Origin of the sequence: Gabonibacter chumensis, from assembly GCF_024741215.1 — a bacterium.
Taxonomy (GTDB): Bacteria; Bacteroidota; Bacteroidia; order Bacteroidales; family Marinifilaceae; genus Gabonibacter; species Gabonibacter massiliensis.
This window is the reverse complement of the sequence record NZ_JANSKB010000001.1, coordinates 834,213-853,178: the sequence shown is the minus strand read 5'-3', so window position 1 is coordinate 853,178 and position 18,966 is coordinate 834,213. Positions and strand designations below refer to the sequence as shown.

The window sequence follows — 18,966 nt, the reverse complement described above, 5'->3', positions numbered from 1 at the left end:
CCTTTAAGAATGAACGAAAACAGCTCTTTTTCAAAAATTGTAAAACGCAACGGGGAGATTTGCGATTTTAAAGCGGAGAAAATCGAACAAGCGATTTTTAAAGCCACGCGAGCAACGGGAAACCCTCATCGTAAAACAGCACGCGAACTCTGCAACAAGGTGATTGGAATTCTAAAAACCGACACCCCGGAAGGAGTCATTCCTCACGTGGAGATCGTACAGGACACGGTTGAACAGGTACTCTTTCAACACGGAGATTTCAATTTATTGAAAATTTATCTGCTCTACCGGAAACAACATGAACAGATCCGGAACTCCAAGGTATTGCTTACCAATATCGAAGTGATGGACGATTACCTGACATTAAGCGACTGGAAAGTAAAAGAGAGTGCTAATTCGTCCTATTCTCTACAAGGGTTAAATCAACATATCTCCACCCAAATCACGTCCAATTACTGGTTAAACAATCTCTATCCGGAAAGAATATCCGAAGCTCACAAAAGCGGGGCCCTTCATATTCACGATCTCGGATTTTTAAGCGTGTATTGTGTCGGATGGGATCTGAAAGACTTACTAACGGTCGGTTTCAGGGGTGTTGAGGGAAAAGCCCAAAGTAAACCGGCCAAGCATTTCCGGACAGCTTTAGGACAAATTGTCAACTTTTTCTATACCATGCAGGGAGAAGCCGCCGGGGCTCAGGCCTTCTCCAATTTCGATACCTTCCTGGCTCCTTATATCCGCTACGATCAATTGGACTACAAACAGATAAAACAATGCTTACAGGAGTTTCTGTTTAACTTAAACGTACCGACACGCGTCGGCTTCCAAACTCCTTTTACCAACATCACCATGGACTTAACTGTTCCGGATTTCTTAAAAAACGAACCGATTGTCCACGGCGGAGAAATCAAGGAAGAAGTATACGGCGACTTCCAAGCGGAGGTCACTTTATTGAATAAAGCATTTGCCGAAGTAATGTACGAAGGTGATGCTTCCGGCAGTCTCTTCTCCTTCCCTATCCCGACCTACAATATCACTCCGGATTTCGATTGGAACAATCCTGAATACGAAGGGATATGGGAGATGACGGCCAAATACGGAATTCCCTATTTTTCCAATTTCGTGAACTCCGATATGAAACCGGACGATGTCCGCAGCATGTGCTGCCGTTTACGCTTGGACAAACGGGAATTGATGAAACGGGGAGGAGGACTGTTTGCTGCCAACCCGCTTACCGGGTCCGTGGGTGTCGTTACTATCAATTTGCCTCGTTTAGGTTATGAATCCGTATCGGAAGAAAACTTTTATCAACGTCTACGTTATTTGATGGAAATCGCCAAAGACAGCCTGGAGATCAAACGAAAAGTCATTGAACGTTATACCGAAAAAGGACTTTATCCCTATTCCAAATACTACCTCCGACACGTATACGAACGTTACGGCTGTTTCTGGAAAAACCATTTCTCTACCATCGGGATAAACGGAATGAACGAATGCTGCCTCAATTTCTTAGGAGTACCTATCACCCATTCGGACGGCATAGAATTCGCTCAAAAAACAATGCTTTTCATGCGGGACATCTTAACCGAATTTCAGGAGGAGACCGGCAACATCTATAATTTGGAAGCCACTCCGGCAGAAAGTACCTCTTACCGTTTTGCTTTACTGGACACGGCCGCGTATCCGGACATTATCGTGGCCAACCGGAAAGAATTCGAAAAGGGAGCACAACCTTATTACACGAATTCCACCCATTTACCGGTACATTTTACGGAAGACCTGTACGAAGCGCTCGAACAACAGGATCAGCTTCAAACCCTTTATACCGGAGGAACCGTCTTCCACGTTTTTACCGGGGAACACCGGACTTCCGCCCAAGCCGCCAAAAACATGATACGGAAAGTAACTTCCGCATTCCGGTTGCCCTATATCACGCTTTCGCCTTCCTTCAGCATATGTCCTTCCCACGGTTACGTCGCCGGAGAACATTTTACCTGCCCCCAATGCGGAGCGAAGTCGGAAGTATACAGCAGGATCGTCGGCTACATGCGACCAGTGAGTCAATGGAACAACGGAAAACGGGCCGAGTTTGACGACCGGAAACATTTTGACAACAGTATCACGGAAGAAGTTGCGATATGCGAATCGGAGGATTGATTAAACAGAGCCTGATCGATTGGGAAGGGAGAGTGACCGCCGTTATATTTACCCAGGGATGCAATTTCCGGTGCGGTTATTGCCACAATCCCTCCCTTGTTCTACCGGAACTTTTCACGAAAAATCAAAAATGGACAGAAGCGGAACTATTTTCGTTTCTGTCCAAACGTCGACAATGGTTGGACGGAGTTGTTATCTCCGGAGGCGAACCAACCCTTCAACCTGACCTTATTCTTTTTGTCCAAAAAATAAAAAAGTTAGGGTTCGACATAAAATTGGACACGAACGGGAGCAATCCCGACCTTCTCCGGGAACTTATTGCCGGGAAACGGATCGATGCGATTGCCATGGACGTAAAATCCGCGTTAAACCTAACTGCCTACCGGAAAATAAGCCCGAATATAAGTTCCGAATTGCTGGACAAAATAAAAGTGTCTATTCGTATCATTCGGGCTTCAGGTATAGAGTATCTTTTTCGGACAACCGTTATTCCGGGTTTACAAACGGAAAAGGAACTGGAAAATGTAAAAAAGGAGTTCGAAAAAGATCCTTTTCTTTTACAGGAGTTCCGGAATGGGGATATTTTAAAAAATTACTTATTGCAACTGAATTCCTAACTTCCGGAAGTTCTTGTGTAATCCAAAAAGCACCAGAATATCCCTTCTTTCAAGTATCAGATCACTTGGCAGCTCGGGAAGAACCGTAGGCTTATCCTCTTTTTCCTGTAAACGTTTCAGGACTATCAATTTCAAACCGAACTCCCGCTCGAAATCCACATCGCCTAATTTACGGCCGACGAATCCGGCAGGAACTTCCCATTCGATAATCACGTGATCGGTATCGACCACGTAAGAATCGATGGTCGTTGCCAACTCTACCTTCAGGGCAAAAAAATCGGCATATTCCCACTCCGGATTGATAATCTCCGTGATACCCATCGTCTCCATAATCGTTTTGTGAACCTCCGACATGGCTCTGGCAACGATACGCTTGACTGCAAATTGTTTCAACAGGGCAAGTACATACAAAGAGGTACCGAAATCCTTACCGATGACCACAAACACGATATCCACATTTTTCAAAGGTAAAGATCCCAAAGCCTGTTCGCTCCGAACATCCAAGGCAATGGTCGTCGTAATGCTGTCCTTGTACTGATTGATTTTATTCAAATCGTTGTCAACTCCGATCACCTCATGTCCCAAAGCCGTCAAACGCTGTGACAAAGCCAGTCCAAAATGTCCCAATCCAATAACAATGCACTTCATATCATTCAAACATTAACTTCATTCGTATTTATAAAATCACCGTATCGTCCGCATACCTGTACAGCTTCTCCTGCCGCTGCTTGACGACACCCGATAACAACGTAATCAATCCAACCCGCCCCACGAACATCGTGAGGCTAATGATTATTTTTCCCGCATCACTCATAGACGGGGTAAAATTCAACGAAAGCCCTACCGTTCCCAAAGCAGAAAAAACTTCAAATACGATTTGAACAAACCTCCCCTGAGGTTCCAGTATCAAAAGCAGCATAACGGTCAAAGCCGTCCACGCCAAAGACAAAAAGATAATCGCCTGAGCCCGATTCACGTTTAAGCGGGTTAATTGTCTCTTACCGATCTCCACTCTATCTTCTCCCCGCAGAATAGCGATAACATTCTTTAAAGCGATAACGAAGGTGGTCGTTTTTATCCCCCCGCCCGTAGACATCGGAGAAGCTCCGATCCACATCAATAAGATAAATAGAAAAATCGTAGCCTGATGTAACGCAGCCATATCCACATTATTAAATCCTGCCGTTCGAGTCGTCACGGAAGCCATAAACGAGGTTGCCAACTTTCCTTGCCAGGAGAGACCTTCCAGGGTATTACCATCTTCAAAAAACAAAAAGAACACCATTCCCAACACCAATAAGGCCAGAGTTGTCGGCAACACGATCCGAGTAGTGGTGCTCACGATATGAGCCCTATACTCAACTTTTCGTTTTCCATGAAACAAATACACTAAAAAACACCGTAACTTATATTTAAAATAACTTCCGTAATTAAACAATATAGGAAATCCCAGGCCGCCGAAAACGATCAGAAGACCTAACCAAACTTGTAATCCATAAACATTTCGAACCAAAGGATCATACAAATTTCCGGGCAAAGTAGAAAAACCAGCGTTACAAAATGCCGAAACGGCATGGAAAAGAGAAAAGAAAAACTTATCCGGAATTCCTTCTACATCTTGAATCTGCCAATAAACAAGATATACCCCGACAGCCTCTATCAGTAAGGTGGTCGTTACCGTGTAGAACAAGGTTCTGAAAATATTATTCAGGGAAGATTCGTTCAACAAGTTTTTAAGAGCCAACTGATCCCGGAACGTCGTTTTCCCCAAAAAGGACATGGCGAAAAAACTGGTAAACGTCATCACCCCGATCCCGCCTAATTGAATCAATAATAAAAGGATCACATCCCCTGTCGGGGTAAAAACTTTTGCCGTATCAAGTACCGTCAATCCCGTTACGCACACCGCACTTGTCGCCGTAAAAAGAGCATCGATAAAACTGATTTTCTCGTAAGTGGCCGTGGGTAGTTTCAACAAGAAGGTCCCGATCAAAATCAACATCAGAAAACTGATAACGAACATCATTTCGGGACGGACGTTACTTTTAAGCACGACAAAAAACTCTTTTGAAAGATAGATCGTGCTCAGAATCAAAACGACCGTATAGGTTACGATTCGATTCAACCGGTACAGTACCGGATTCCGCGTTATCACCTCAGGGATCGAAAACCGGTATTCGGCAATAATCAAACCAAGTAAAACAATCAAAAAAAAGACCTCTAACCAGAAACCTTTTTCTTCCCGCAATAATTTAAAATTAAGGAGGAACCGGATGGTAAGAAAAATAAAAAAGAGATTGGTTATCCCTTTGTACATGCTATAAATCTCCTCCTGATACGCCGAAGCCCCTTTAAAACCGAATTTATAGACGACTAAAAAGATAGCCACAAATGAAGCCATAAACAACACGACACGCCCCGCTCCCTCCAAAATCGTTTTTGTTATCCGGTAAAATTTTCTAAATTGATATTGTATTTCCGTTGAAAACATAACTCCTATTTTCAGCAAGAGTAAACGTTATTAAAATCTCTTTAGTTTCATTTTTTTCTGCGAAATTCGATCCCCTGCTTCCAAATGTAACCATTTGTTTCGATTTGACCAAGTAGTTTTTCATGTTTGAACAGGCAAGACCGAAAACCCGATAGATAGAACGGCATCCGCACCATTAGGCCCTTCCCGTATAGGTAGGAAAATGGGATGAGCCCCGTGATTCTATTTCATAAACACGAAATAAACGGCCAAAACGAGACAGATACAGGCCGCCAAATGATTCCATTGAAAGGAAACACCTTTGAAGAACAACATAGAAAAAAGGATAAATATCGCCAATGTGATTACCTCTTGAATAACCTTTAACTGCATCAACGAAAAGGGACCGCCATTCCCTTCAAAACCGATACGGTTGGCTGGAACCTGAGCACAATACTCGAAAAAAGCAATCGCCCATGAAAAGAGGATTACGCCGATAAGCGGCCAATGACTAATTATTTTTGTCTCTTGCAATTTCAAGTGTCCATACCAGGCAAAAGTCATAAACATATTAGACACCAAAAGTAATCCGATCGTATAAACCCCTTTCATTTTCTTCTTGTTAACACATTTATATTCTCGACATATAGATGATAATCTTCCTCAAAGCAGCACAAAAATATAAATTTTATTACCTTTGTTGATAATGATTGGGAGCAAAGTTCATTTTTAATCGCCATTTGTCATGAAAGCCAATAAAATTCAAAAAATCGAGATACGGAATGTCTGGGGAAAATACAATTTCCGATGGGAAAACCTCAATCCGGATGTTAACATTCTGACCGGAATCAACGGCAGCGGGAAAACTACCTTTTTCAACGTAATGGACGCATTACTATCCGCAGACGTAAAAAGGCTGAGAAATTACAATATCGAGGCGGAAATCATCATCGACGACATTGCCGTTCTCTACCATCGCCAAACGACGCCAAACGAGATCAAACAAAAATTATCCGGCTTCAACTACATGAAAATAAGCACTTTTGATGTTCCTTTGAAGGACCGCCGAAAAATGGGAAAAGAAGATAGCCCGTTATTAAGCGAATTGAAAGAGATTGTTTACAGCGTAGGAGAGAATAATGCCTCTTTTTCGGATTACCGGTTAAAAGCGACCAATTTCCCCGAACAAGCGGAAGAGATAAATACCCGGATCCGGCATTTTTATGACACGGTCAACCACCTTTTTGCAGGAACGGGGAAGACCATAGAGATCGATCCCATGACCAATCAGTTGATCTTCAAAGACGGCAAAGAGACCATCCATCTTCATAAACTCTCTTCCGGAGAAAAGCAACTATTGATTATTCTATTGCGTGTTTTCCTGATGGACGGACAACCTTACGTGCTATTGATGGACGAGCCGGAAATCTCCCTTCATATCGAATGGCAATACCGGCTGTTCGAAGAGATTCAAAAATTAAATCCCTGTTGTCAAATCATTACGTCTACCCATTCGCCCAGCTTGTTCGGCGATGGATGGGGAGATAAACTGGTATTTATTGAGGACCTGATCGTTCAATAAAAATCATGGAAAACCACCTAAAGCACTAATTTACATGTTCCCTACTGTCGATATTAATAAAGAGAAATATTATTATCATGCGGCCAAACGTTTTATGATGGATGCGCAAATGTTACGCTGTCGAGCCGCCATACATGTTGAAGATAAGGATGATATCCTGTTTTGGAGCAAAATATTCAATCATTTCCGTCCCCGGGACCGTTTTCACTTCATCGCAGGCTCCCGAAACGAAAGGGGAAACGAAACGAAAGGAGTAACTCAATGCTTGAAATACCTGAAATTTTTAGGACCGAAATTTTTTATCTGCATCGACAGTGACTACCGCTACTTACTGCAAGAACGGGAAATGAGCATAAAGCATTTTGTCTTTCAAACCTATACTTATTCTTTCGAAAACCACCATTGTTACGGAAAGGGATTAAATGAAATTTGCCAACGAATCACCACATTGCCCAATACGATTTTTGATTTCGACCGATTCATAAAGGCATTTTCCCGTATTATTTACGAACTTTTCTTATGGCATCTCTATTTTCTCGTTGCAGATCCCAAACGTTTTCCAATTTCCGAATTCAACGAATTGATCACTCCCCGGTGGAGAGGTCCCCATCCGGACATCCGGCATAACGCCCAACGACTGCTTCAAGAGCTACAACAACGTATCAGACAGAAAACAAATTATTTACACCGTAAATATCCCAAAGCCGATCTCGATATGTTAAAGGAAAAATACGAAAACTTAGGCTTAGTCCCGGAGAATACCTATTTTTTCGTCAGGGGACATAATGTTTACGATCTGATCTACTCTTTGCACAAAGAGGTCTGCAAAAAGATTTTACGATCAGCCCGGGAATCATCCGGCAAAGAGATTTCAAAAATCAATCTTTTCGGTTATAGAAACAGTATCGACGAACAATTGAAAAAAAATTTACATTTTGGGGCTTACCCGGCCATCCTGAAAATAGAAGGAGATATCCGCTCATTTTTCAACGAAGTCTACCAAACGTAAAACAGCACGATCATCCTTTCGTTCTTTTCCTAATTCGAAACGGACAATCACTTCCACCCTTCCTATCCCATCGACCTTTTTCCACCGAGGACCGTCGACGAGCAAACGGATGATTTCATCATTTATGGGATAAGAAAAACCATCAGCTATCCGTATATGGGAAGGTACGCCTTTTTGATTAATTTCGAAAGAGAGTCGGACCTCTCCGGCTCTATTCTCCTCTACGTCTTCCTTCGGGTATTTCAAATTCTTCTCCGCGTAGCGATTAAAACGGATGACATTTTCTGCCATAAGAGAATCTCCTTTCGTTTTCTGCATTCCGGAATCAACTTTTACCGAACTCCCCATTACACTTCTTTTCATTCGAATTTCTTTTTCCTTGATATTCTGAACGGTACGATCCATCATCTCATCTTCTTTCTCCGTATTAACCGTATCTGCTCTTTCCGCATCGGCCATTATGACCGGCTTTGCATTTTTTGCCAAAGAATCCGGCATCATACTTCTCGACAATGCGACAGGGCTCTCTATTTCCCCCCCCGGTACACTGGCCTTTTCGCCACCCTTGCTCAACATCACATTCTGTTCCGTCTCGTTGACCGGCCATAAAAAACACAATGCAATACCCGTAACGACAATGACTCCGGCAACGATTCCCCATACCCATTGCCTAAAGTGATTCTCCTCCGAAGCCCGGTCATCGAGCTGTCGTTCCAAACGTATCAAACCATCCATAGGATCGGAAATCTGCGACAATCCTTCCATCGCCTCATACAAAAAAGGATCGGACAAAGCATCTTTTTCCAGGCGATTAGCCGCCTGGCCTTTTCGATTACTTCGAAGATACTCTTTTATGTCATTGCTCCCTATCATAGACACCCAAGCCTTTCCGATTTATACAAAGCTTCAAATTCCGTTTCCCGTTCTGAATAAAACTCTTCACGTTCTTAGAAGAGAATCCCGTTCGCATCTCCACTTCCTTATAGGAAAGTTCATCAAAAAAGAAGTGATTAATACAAATTCTCTGTTTCTCGGGTAACTCCTCCATACACTCCCGCACCGCTTTTTCCCGCTCTTCATTCTCTCCATCGAATTCAAGATGCAAATCTTCACAGAAATCCATAAACGAATGATCTAAATTTAAAGAAACATTCCATGTTTTTTTTCGCAACTCCATCAGACAATAATTCCTCGTACAGGTATAAAGCCAAGATTTAAACACTTCTATTTTCGTACTTTTAGCTTTTTCCACCGTATTTTCGAACAACTGCATGACAGCATCTTGAGCATCCTCCGGCTTTTTGAGGTATTTCAACGCAACACCATATACCAAAGGCATGTACCTCTTGTACAGATCGGTTAGATAAATAAGTTTCCCGCTCTTACAATACAGTTGTAAAAGTTCTTCATCACTTCTATATCTATCTACAGGAATCACGCTTACACACTCTTTTCCACAAATATATGAATAAAGTCGGAGTAATTCAACCCATCAGAATAAAATTGTCTCTTTTACCTTCAGCTTCTCATAAGAACCGAGATCAGGCAAAAGAGACAATTTACAATATGCTAATGAATGAATAAATCTCCTTTCAACTCCGTCCGGGGAACATTTATTTGCGCCACACCGCAAGCATAAGCTCCTAATACATATTGCGCATAAGTAAAACACAACTCCTTCTGATTAAAATTAATCGCCGTTACGGCATCCAATGTTGGGTCCGTAGTAAAACAATCATCCGGATTTTTAAAATGTGCTTTTAACAGGGTATTGATTGTTTTCTCCCTGGAATAATTTACAACGTCCTTCGGAGACAGCAGTTTTTGATTTTTCACATCATAATTAAAGGCATAAAAGCTTGTCATTCCGTGCGCTCCCCCCGTAAAAGTATAGACCGTTAAAAGAACGCTCACGTATTCGTCTGTCGCCATGAATACGCTATCGCCCGCAACCAACTCATAACTCCATACCGGACGATTTGTCGTATCCGTGACATAGGTTTTAAAAAAATCGGTCGCATCTGCTTTCAAACTATCGATCAAACCGTTTAAACATTTCTGGATTTCTCCGTTCAAAACCTCACAACTCTTGTTTACGGCCGGAGTCGAAGAGGAGAAAACCGAATGCTTTACTTCGATACTCCAATCACCTGTCGTATGAGACAAATGATCCTGCTTAACGTTCAGATTTTGAACCTTGGGTTGGCATCCGGCCAAAACAAAGGCCAAGAGTGCCGCAATCATTAATGTGTTTCTCATTGTTTCTGTGCTTTTAATTTGTCACGAATATATAAATTTAACTCCAAAAAAAAATCAAATTAATAAAATATTCTATCCACGTCACCGAATTCAAACTTTTACTTTTACGTAAGTCATTTTCCAAAGTTATCCGTTAAACGGAAAAGATGATAAAAACTATTTTTGACAATGTAATTATGTCAGTAAAAACTGCTAATTTTGCAGATAGGCATAATTCTAAAACAGAAATTGGAAAATGGAAGATATAAGAGCCATTAAGCAACGATTCGAAATTATCGGTAACGATTTAAAATTAAACAGGGCAATAGAAAAAGCTATACAAGTCGCCCCCACGGACTTCACCGTCATGATAACGGGAGAAAGCGGAGTGGGGAAAGAGATCTTCCCGCGTATTATTCATAGTTACAGTAGCCGTAAACACGCTCAATACATTGCAGTAAACTGCGGAGCTATCCCCGAAGGGACTATCGATTCCGAACTGTTCGGACACGAAAAGGGCTCGTTCACGGGAGCGTTGGCAGACCGGAAGGGATATTTCGAAGTAAGCAACGGGGGAACGATTTTTCTGGATGAGGTAGGGGAATTGCCTCTATCCACTCAAGCTAAATTGTTACGCGTACTCGAAGCCGGGGAGTTCATTCGCGTCGGTTCTTCGAAAGTGCAAAAAACCGACGTGAGAGTTATCGCGGCAACCAACGTGGATCTCCCCTCGGCAGTAAAAAACGGTAAATTCAGAGAAGACCTCTATTATCGGATCAGCACCATCCCCATTCAAATTCCCCCGCTTCGGGAACGTAAAGAAGATATTGTCCTACTTTTCCGCAAATTTGCGGCAGATTTTGCCGAGAAATACCGCATGCCGGCGATTAAACTTTCAGAGGAAGCCGCTTTCGTATTGGAAAATTACTCCTGGCCGGGTAATGTCAGGCAATTGAAAAACATTACCGAACAAATCTCTATCCTGGAACGGGAAAGAATCGTCGATGCCCAAACACTAAAAGAGTATCTTCCCCAACAGGGTAACAACCTTCCGACTCTTACCAACCTCCCGGAGAACGATCAGAGTTTTGCCAATGAAAGAGAGATCCTTTATAAAATTCTTTTCGACATGAAAAAAGACATGAATGATTTAAAGCAACTCGTGTACGACATCATGCAAAAAGAGCAGATAGAAAAAACAGATATCAAACCTTCGACCTCTATTGTTCTCCGGAATTTATACGATACGGCCCCGGCAGAACTCGGGAAACCGCCTGTTACAAAAATTTTCCCTAAAGAGGAAGAACACATCGAAGACACCGAAGCTGTTATTGAAGAATCTCTTTCCTTAGAAGAAAAAGAGAAAGAGATGATTATAAAGGCTCTGGAAAAGAACCACGGGAAACGAAAATTAGCGGCACAAGATCTCGGTATCTCGGAAAGGACCTTATATCGAAAATTGAAAGAATACGATATTGAAAATTGATTCTTGGAAAAGTTTATTACTTTTGTTCACTAAGTTTTATAAACTGCTTATGATTAAAAAAATTATACCTGTATTATTATTGGCTATTGGTTTTAGCGGTTGCAAGTTAGCGAGCGTAAGCTATTCATTTACCGGAGCCCAGATATCTCCCGACGTGAAAACGTTTTCCGTCGATTATTTTTCGAACAAAACCGCATTCGCTCCGGATTTAGGATCAAATTTTACAGAAGCATTGAAAAGTTACCTCCGTTCCAGGACCAACCTGACAGAAGTAACCAATAATGACGGAGACGTACGTTTCGAAGGGCAGATTGTCGGGTTTTCCCAACGTCCGATGGAGATACAGAACAACGAAGTGGCAGCCTCCAACCGATTAACCATTGAGATACGGGTAAAATATACCAACACGAAAGACGAAACAGGCAAATCAAATTTCGATTCCCGGTTTTCCCATTATCAAAACTACGGTATCGATGAAGATTACGATGCTATCGAAGCCGATTTAATCAAAAAAATCGTTGATGAAATTATCGAAGACGTATACAATAAAGCATTTGTCAACTGGTAACATTTAACAGATCAGTGAATTTGAACGAACTAATCGGATTCATTCATTCGCATGAGGCAGAAGATGAAAAATTAAAAGCATTGGAGAGCTTAATAGAAAAATTTCCTTACTTCGCCGTTCCCCGGATGATATACCTGAAACTATTGCATGTTTCAGGACAAATCGCTTATACTGAAAAATTGAAACAAAACACCATCCATATCCCTGATCACAAACAATTTTACCGGTTTCTGCATGATATGATCCCTTTAGAGGAAAAAATGGCATTTACCTTTTTTGAGTCTGACGCAAAAAACCACATGGCCATTGAATTCATCAAAGACACGGAGGAGGTCAACCTGAAAAAAGATCCCTCATCACCCGCGACACCGTTACTGATACCTTATCGAATCGAAAACGAATTTCCCGACGAAGAAATCTTGCCGATAAGCGAGATTGCACATGTTTTAAGAAGACCTTCAAAAAACAAAAACACCAATCGGGATGTTCCCATGGAAGGGCCCGAGCAAAAGAGCAGACCCATCCTGAAAGATCCGGAAGACTCGAGTAAAAACTCCGGGATAGCCATAGAAGAAAACGAAAGTTTCTTTTCAGAAACGTTAGCTAAAATATACGTGAAACAAAAACTATATGACAAGGCTATCGCAACTTATCTAAAATTAAGTTTGAAATATCCGGAAAAAAGTATTTACTTTGCAAACCAAATCGAAAAAATTAAAGAGATAATAAATAATAATACGAATTCATCATGTACATAGTTATTTCTGTTTTGATCTTTATTGTTTGCGCTTTACTTATACTGATTGTTTTGGTGCAAAATTCAAAAGGAGGTGGGTTATCTTCCACTTTTGCTTCCTCAAACCAAATTATGGGCGTAAGAAAAACAACGGATTTTCTGGAGAAAGCGACTTGGACATTAGCAGGAGCCATGTTGGTTCTATGTGTTGCAGCCTCTATGCTTATTCCCAGAGAAGAACAGGGAGGTAAATCTGCCATTCAGGAAAAAATCGGTAATATGACCGTCCCAATACAACAGTCCATGCCCGACTTTTCAACGGGAAGTACAGACAATAATACGTCATCTGAAGAAAATAAAACTACAACTCCGGAAGAAAAATAGGAAACATTATAACGACAAAACTCGTAAAGTAAAAATGTCAGTATGTCAGTCATACTGACATTTTTTTGTTTGGCACGGAAAATGCAAGTTTCCTGTCGTAATTAAAAACGAATCGAAATAATTAATATAAACTTTTAAACGATAAGAATTATGGCACTAAAGACTGTTCTTAGCAAAATCATCGTAGAGCCGGTAGAGGCAGAAACAAAGACAGCATCTGGAATTATCATTCCGGATTCAGCACAAGAGAAACCACAAAAAGGAGTTGTCATCGCAACAGGTAATGGAAAACATGATGAACCAATGGAAATTAAAGTTGGCGATACCGTTTTATTCGGAAAATACGCCGGAACAGAACTTCACATTGATGATAAGAAATATTTAGTAATGAATCAAACGGACGTTTTGGTTGTCCTCTAATCTCAAATCGTAAATCAAAATTTAAATAAAAATCGTTATGGCAAAAGAGATAAAATTCAATATGGAAGCCCGCGACTTACTGAAAAAGGGTGTTGACGAGTTGGCAGATGCAGTAAAAGTAACCCTCGGTCCGAAAGGTCGTAATGTTGTAATCGAGAGAAAATTCGGAGCTCCTCATATCACGAAAGACGGGGTTTCCGTGGCAAAAGAAATTGAATTATCGGATCCCTATGCGAACCTGGGAGCCCAAATGGTAAAAGAAGTCGCTTCCAAAACGGGAGATGATGCCGGGGACGGGACCACAACCGCAACCATTTTAGCCCAATCTATCATTAACGTAGGTCTTAAGAACGTTACAGCCGGAGCTAATCCGATGGATCTGAAAAGAGGAATCGACAAAGCAGTCATAACCGTAGTTAAGAGTTTGGAAGCACAAAAAGAGGAGGTAGGAGAAAACTACGAAAAAATTCGTCAGGTAGCCCGTATTTCCGCTAATGGAGATGATACGATCGGTTCTTTGATCGCCGAAGCCATGAAAAAAGTAACCAAAGAGGGAGTTATCACCGTGGAAGAAGCGAAAGGAATCGAAACCGAGGTGAAAGTAGTAGAAGGAATGCAATTCGACCGGGGATATATATCTCCCTATTTTGTAACCGACACGGAAAAAATGCAAGTCGAATTTGATAATCCTTACATCTTGCTATACGATAAAAAAGTCTCCACCATGAAAGAGTTGCTTCCAGTTCTGGAACCGGTAGCTCAATCAGGCCGTGCTTTATTGATCGTAGCCGAAGACGTGGAAAGCGAAGCTCTGGCAACATTAGTGGTGAACCGTTTGAGAGGTTCGTTGAAGATCGCCGCCGTTAAAGCCCCCGGTTTCGGAGACCGCAGAAAAGAGATGTTGGAAGACTTAGCCATCCTAACCGGTGGAGTTGTTATCTCCGAAGAGAAAGGATTGAAATTGGAAAGCACAACCATCGATATGTTGGGTAGAGCTGAAAAAGTGACCATTGACAAAGAGAATACAACCATCGTAAACGGAGCCGGCAAAAAAGAAGCCATCGTCGAACGAGTAAATCAAATCAAGAAGATGATCGAGAATTCGACTTCCGATTACGATAAAGAAAAATTACAAGAAAGATTAGCCAAATTAGCCGGTGGAGTAGCCGTCCTTTATGTCGGAGCCGCTTCTGAAATGGAAATGAAAGAGAAAAAAGACCGGGTCGACGATGCGTTAAGCGCAACCCGTGCTGCCATTGAAGAAGGAATTGTTCCGGGAGGGGGTGTTGCCTATATCCGCGCCATTGAAGCCTTGAACGGCTTAAAAGGTGAAAACGAAGACGAAACCACAGGTATAGAAATCATCAAACGCGCTATTGAAGAACCGCTTCGTCAAATTGCCCACAACGCGGGAGTAGAAGGAGCTGTTGTCGTTAATCGCGTAAAAGAAGGCAAAAAAGATTTCGGATATAACGCACGTATCGACGAATACCAGAACCTGTTGGAAGCCGGAGTGATCGATCCGAAGAAAGTTGCCCGTGTCGCCTTGGAAAATGCGGCCTCTATCGCCGGAATGTTCTTAACAACCGAATGTGTGTTAGTTGAAGAAAAGAAAGAAGAAGCACCGGCAATGCCTCCTATGGGCGGAGGAATGCCCGGAATGATGTAAAAACATGCATATGACCATAAAAAACCGATCGAGCTTTCGATCGGTTTTTTATTATCCCCGTTACGACATAATAGAGGGTATTAATACAATTTCACAGGATTTAATTGGTTAAAAACAAAAAAGGGGTAGTAATAGAGGCTTTTTTTATTTACTTTATATACCTTTACCGTCGCAAATTTTATTTTTGTTAGGAAAAGTATATTTATGAATTATTCCATTCTTGATTTTCTCCAGTTAATCGGATCGCTGGGAGTGTTTCTCTTCGGAATGAAGATGATGAGCGAGGCCTTACAAAAGGTTGCGGGTGACAAAATGAGACACATACTGGCAGCCATGACCTCCAATCGGGTTAAAGGTGTCATTACCGGACTATTAATTACGACTATTATCCAGAGTTCCTCGGCGACTACCGTTATGGTTGTCAGTTTCGTGAATGCGGGACTATTAAACTTAGTCGGTTCCATAGGGGTCATCATGGGAGCCAACGTGGGAACCACCTTTACTGCCTGGTTAATCTCCATCCTCGGATTTAAGGTCAGTATGGTCAGCCTCTCCCTCCCTTTAATCGGACTTAGTCTACCTTTACTCTTTTCAGCCAAACGAATTCGAAAAAGCTGGGGAGAGTTAATTATCGGATTCGGATTACTATTTATCGGGTTGGATTTCTTACAAAAATCGATGCCTAACATCCACGAAAACCCGGAGATTCTAAACTTTTTACACAATTACACGGATTTAGGATACGGTTCCTATATTCTATTTATGCTGATCGGAACGGCTTTAACCATCCTTATCCAATCCTCCTCAGCCACCATGGCTTTAACCCTGGTGATGTGCGCCAACGGCTGGATCGGCTTCGATATTGCCGCTTCCATGGTATTAGGCGAAAACATCGGAACGACTATTACGGCCAACCTGGCTGCCATGATAGCTAACACAACGGCCAAAAGAGCGGCTTTCGCCCATTTCCTGTTTAATGTATTCGGAGTCATCTGGGTCCTTGCCATTTTTCCTTTTTTCTTAAGATGGGTTGCGGGACTTAGCGAACACCTCGGGATCGGCGATCCTTTTACCAATATCGGTTCCGTTCCCGTTGCCCTCTCTTTGTTTCACACCTGCTTCAATGTAGCTAACGTCGTTATTCTTATCGGTTTCACAAAAGTGATTGCCCGACTGGTTACCCGCATCATCAAATCAAAAGAGACGGCAGATGACGCTTTTACCTTGAAACACATCAAAATCGGTTTACTATCTACTCCGGATGCTTCTCTTTTCCAAGCGAAACAGGAGATCACGCACTATGGAAATAATACCTTGGATATGTATCGGCTCGTCGTGGAATGCTTACATACTCCGACGAAAGATTTCGAGAAAAAATTCAATAAGATCGATAAATTAGAAGATGAAAGTGATTTGGTGGAGGTCGAGATCGCCGATTACCTGACCAAAGTTTCGGAATCCAAGCTTTCTACCGAGAACTCCCAGCGTGTCCGGGCCATGTTCCGTATTGTTTCCGAGATAGAAAGTATTGCCGACTCTTCCTTGAATATAGCCAAAGCCATCGGGCGAAGAAACAGTCAAAACATCACTTTTCCAGATTTCATAGACGAGAAGTTACAACACATGCTCGATATCGTGGACGAAGCTTTGGTTGTTATGTGTGCTAATCTGGCTACGGAGTATAAAGAAGTAAAGGCCAAAAAAGCTTATGAAGTAGAACAAACAATCAATGATTACCGAACGATTTTACAACAGGAACACCTCACGGCAATCGAAGAGAAAAAATACGATTACGCTACAGGTATTATCTATAGTGACATTTTCTTCGAATGTGAAAAAATCGGGGATTATGCTATCAACGTAACGGAGGCAATAAAAGAGATCGGCGGAGATAATTGATTCGTATTTTTAATGATTTATAAATCATAATTCTTAAATAATATGGCACAAGAAGATGTATTTAAAAAATTGGTCGCACATTGTAAAGAATACGGATATGTGTTTCCATCTTCCGAAATATACGATGGATTAGGGGCTGTATACGACTACGGGCAATACGGAGTGGAGTTAAAAAATAACATAAAAAAATACTGGTGGGATTCTATGGTATTGCTACACGAGAACGTGGTAGGTTTGGATTCTGCCATTTTTATGCATCCGACCATATGGAAAGCTTCCGGACATGTAGATGCCTTCAATGATCCTCTGATCGATAATAAAGATTCCAAAAAGAGATACCGGGCAGATGTGTTAATCGAAGAGCATATTGCCAAGTACGAGGACAAGATCGAAAAAGAGGTTGCCAAAGCCAGAAAAAGATTTGGAGAGAGCTTCGACGAGAATCTATTCAAACAAACCAATCCGCAAGTATCGGAGACTCTCCGAAAAAAAGAGGAATTGACAGCAAGAATGTCTAAAGCCCTAAATGACAATGATCTGGCAGAATTACGGCAAATCATTATTGACCATAAAATCGTATGTCCTATTTCCGGGACTTGTAACTGGACGGAAGTTCGTCAATTCAATCTGATGTTCTCTACCGAAATGGGTTCGACAGCGGAAGGAGCAAGTAAGATCTATCTCCGCCCGGAAACAGCCCAGGGGATATTTGTAAACTTCTTAAACGTACAAAAAACCGGAAGGATGAAAATACCTTTCGGTATTGCCCAGATCGGAAAAGCCTTCCGGAATGAAATCGTGGCACGACAATTCATCTTCCGTATGCGGGAATTCGAACAAATGGAAATGCAGTTCTTTGTACGGCCGGGCTCCGAGTTAGAGTGGTTCAAAAAATGGAAAACAACCCGGATGAGCTGGCATCAATCATTGGGTTTCGGTGCAGAAAATTATCGTTTTCACGACCACGAGAAATTAGCCCATTACGCAAATGCAGCCACAGACATTGAATACCGTTTCCCTTTCGGCTTTAAAGAGGTGGAAGGGATTCATTCCCGTACTGATTTCGACTTAAAACGTCATCAGGAGTTTTCAGGCAAAAAGATACAGTACTTCGATCCCGAATTAAATGAATCTTACGTTCCTTACGTGGTTGAAACCTCTATCGGAGTAGACCGGATGTTTTTACAAGTCCTTTCGGCTGCTTATCACGAAGAGGAGATCAGCAAAGAAGGCGGTTCGAAAGATTCCAGGATCGTCCTAAAATTACCGGCAGCCTTAGCTCCTATAAAATTAGCCGTCATGCCATTAGTGAAGAAAGACGGTCTGCCGGAAAAAGCAGAGGAGATCATGAAACTATTACGCTTAGATTTCAGGTGTCAATACGACGAAAAAGACTCCATCGGGAAACGTTACCGTCGGCAAGACGCCATCGGTACTCCGTTCTGTATCACCATCGATCATCAAACATTAGAGGACAATGCCGTTACGATCCGTTATCGGGATACCATGGAACAGGAGCGGGTTGCCATCGATCGTCTCTTCGATATACTGAAAGCCAAAACAGATATAAAGCAATTATTAAATCAAGTTACCCTGTAAATTTGTAAAGAACCATATACTGAAAATCGCTGTCTTATCGGATAGCGATTTTTTTATCCCCATTCTCTGCCAAGGTTTATAAACGTCCTTTTTATAAAATACAAACAATTTGAATCCTTTTATCTTTTTATA

General features: G+C 41.8%; 18 protein-coding genes. 12 read left to right on the top strand and 6 right to left on the bottom strand.

Features of this window, described 5'->3' with window-relative positions; all coding sequences use genetic code 11:
• The first annotated feature begins 9 nt into the window (after positions 1–9).
• Together NVS78_RS03725 and NVS78_RS03720 are read left to right on the top strand one after the other, a co-directional pair.
• Positions 10–2,157 carry a ribonucleoside triphosphate reductase gene (locus NVS78_RS03725; protein WP_286357983.1) on the top strand — a complete coding sequence of 716 codons (2,148 nt, stop codon included), beginning with the start codon at positions 10–12 and terminating at the stop codon, positions 2,155–2,157.
• Positions 2,139–2,774, top strand: coding sequence for an anaerobic ribonucleoside-triphosphate reductase activating protein (locus NVS78_RS03720; RefSeq protein WP_286357982.1), 636 nt, complete (start codon positions 2,139–2,141; stop codon positions 2,772–2,774). The genes NVS78_RS03725 and NVS78_RS03720 overlap by 19 nt, the downstream gene beginning before the upstream one ends.
• Here the strand turns inward: NVS78_RS03720 and NVS78_RS03715 are convergent.
• The 3 genes from NVS78_RS03715 to NVS78_RS03705 form a co-directional block, all read right to left on the bottom strand.
• On the bottom strand, positions 2,754–3,422 hold the full coding sequence (locus NVS78_RS03715) for a potassium channel family protein (protein ID WP_286357981.1): 669 nt from the start codon (positions 3,420–3,422) through the stop codon (positions 2,754–2,756). The two genes, NVS78_RS03720 and NVS78_RS03715, sit on opposite strands and share 21 nt — an antisense overlap.
• A 28-nt stretch (positions 3,423–3,450) precedes the next feature.
• Positions 3,451–5,265: a TrkH family potassium uptake protein gene (locus NVS78_RS03710; protein ID WP_286357980.1), complete on the bottom strand. Its 1,815-nt coding sequence runs from the start codon at positions 5,263–5,265 to the stop codon at positions 3,451–3,453.
• Positions 5,266–5,487: 222 nt separating this feature from the next.
• Entirely contained in the window at positions 5,488–5,856 is a 369-nt protein-coding gene (locus tag NVS78_RS03705; protein WP_286357979.1) for a DMT family protein, read from the bottom strand.
• A gap of 133 nt (positions 5,857–5,989) precedes the next feature.
• Here NVS78_RS03705 and NVS78_RS03700 point away from each other — a divergent pair, with 133 nt between their 5' ends.
• Together NVS78_RS03700 and NVS78_RS03695 are read left to right on the top strand one after the other, a co-directional pair.
• Positions 5,990–6,826 (top strand): AAA family ATPase, encoded by an 837-nt coding sequence (locus NVS78_RS03700; protein ID WP_286357978.1) that lies wholly within the window; start codon positions 5,990–5,992, stop codon positions 6,824–6,826.
• Between the two features lie 34 nt (positions 6,827–6,860).
• The gene (locus NVS78_RS03695; protein ID WP_286357977.1) at positions 6,861–7,835 is read left to right on the top strand and encodes a DUF4435 domain-containing protein; all 975 of its coding nucleotides are present in this window, start codon (positions 6,861–6,863) and stop codon (positions 7,833–7,835) included.
• Here the strand turns inward: NVS78_RS03695 and NVS78_RS03690 are convergent.
• The 3 genes from NVS78_RS03690 to NVS78_RS03680 all read right to left on the bottom strand — a co-directional run bounded on the left by NVS78_RS03690 (position 7,806) and on the right by NVS78_RS03680 (position 10,094).
• Entirely contained in the window at positions 7,806–8,708 is a 903-nt protein-coding gene (locus tag NVS78_RS03690) for an energy transducer TonB (RefSeq protein ID WP_286357976.1), read from the bottom strand. The two genes, NVS78_RS03695 and NVS78_RS03690, sit on opposite strands and share 30 nt — an antisense overlap.
• Positions 8,692–9,273, bottom strand: coding sequence for an RNA polymerase sigma factor (locus NVS78_RS03685; protein WP_286357975.1), 582 nt, complete (start codon positions 9,271–9,273; stop codon positions 8,692–8,694). Before NVS78_RS03685 ends, NVS78_RS03690 begins: the two co-directional genes overlap by 17 nt.
• 131 nt (positions 9,274–9,404) lie before the next feature.
• Complete coding sequence (locus NVS78_RS03680; RefSeq protein WP_286357974.1) at positions 9,405–10,094, bottom strand: DUF4163 domain-containing protein; 690 nt, start codon at positions 10,092–10,094, stop codon at positions 9,405–9,407.
• A 235-nt stretch (positions 10,095–10,329) separates the two neighbouring features.
• On the opposite strand from NVS78_RS03680, the gene NVS78_RS03675 reads away from it, so the two are divergent.
• The 8 genes from NVS78_RS03675 (at position 10,330) to NVS78_RS03640 (ending at position 18,834) form a co-directional block, all read left to right on the top strand.
• On the top strand, positions 10,330–11,559 hold the full coding sequence (locus NVS78_RS03675) for a sigma-54 interaction domain-containing protein (RefSeq protein ID WP_286357973.1): 1,230 nt from the start codon (positions 10,330–10,332) through the stop codon (positions 11,557–11,559).
• Between the two features lie 49 nt (positions 11,560–11,608).
• On the top strand, positions 11,609–12,127 hold the full coding sequence (locus tag NVS78_RS03670; protein ID WP_041503502.1) for an LptE family protein: 519 nt from the start codon (positions 11,609–11,611) through the stop codon (positions 12,125–12,127).
• Between the two features lie 20 nt (positions 12,128–12,147).
• Positions 12,148–12,885 carry a DUF8458 domain-containing protein gene (locus tag NVS78_RS03665; protein ID WP_286357972.1) on the top strand — a complete coding sequence of 246 codons (738 nt, stop codon included), beginning with the start codon at positions 12,148–12,150 and terminating at the stop codon, positions 12,883–12,885.
• On the top strand, positions 12,876–13,247 hold the full coding sequence (gene secG, locus NVS78_RS03660; RefSeq protein ID WP_286357971.1) for a preprotein translocase subunit SecG: 372 nt from the start codon (positions 12,876–12,878) through the stop codon (positions 13,245–13,247). The genes NVS78_RS03665 and secG overlap by 10 nt, the downstream gene beginning before the upstream one ends.
• A 150-nt stretch (positions 13,248–13,397) precedes the next feature.
• Entirely contained in the window at positions 13,398–13,667 is a 270-nt protein-coding gene (locus NVS78_RS03655) for a co-chaperone GroES (protein ID WP_041503344.1), read from the top strand.
• Between the two features lie 37 nt (positions 13,668–13,704).
• A complete protein-coding gene (groL, locus tag NVS78_RS03650) occupies positions 13,705–15,336 on the top strand; it encodes a chaperonin GroEL (protein WP_059027006.1) in 1,632 nt (543 codons plus the stop codon).
• A 204-nt stretch (positions 15,337–15,540) separates the two neighbouring features.
• The gene (locus NVS78_RS03645; RefSeq protein ID WP_059027004.1) at positions 15,541–17,235 is read left to right on the top strand and encodes a Na/Pi cotransporter family protein; all 1,695 of its coding nucleotides are present in this window, start codon (positions 15,541–15,543) and stop codon (positions 17,233–17,235) included.
• A 42-nt stretch (positions 17,236–17,277) separates the two neighbouring features.
• Positions 17,278–18,834, top strand: a complete 1,557-nt coding sequence (locus NVS78_RS03640; RefSeq protein WP_286357970.1) for a glycine--tRNA ligase — start codon at positions 17,278–17,280, stop codon at positions 18,832–18,834.
• Positions 18,835–18,966: the final 132 nt, after the last annotated feature.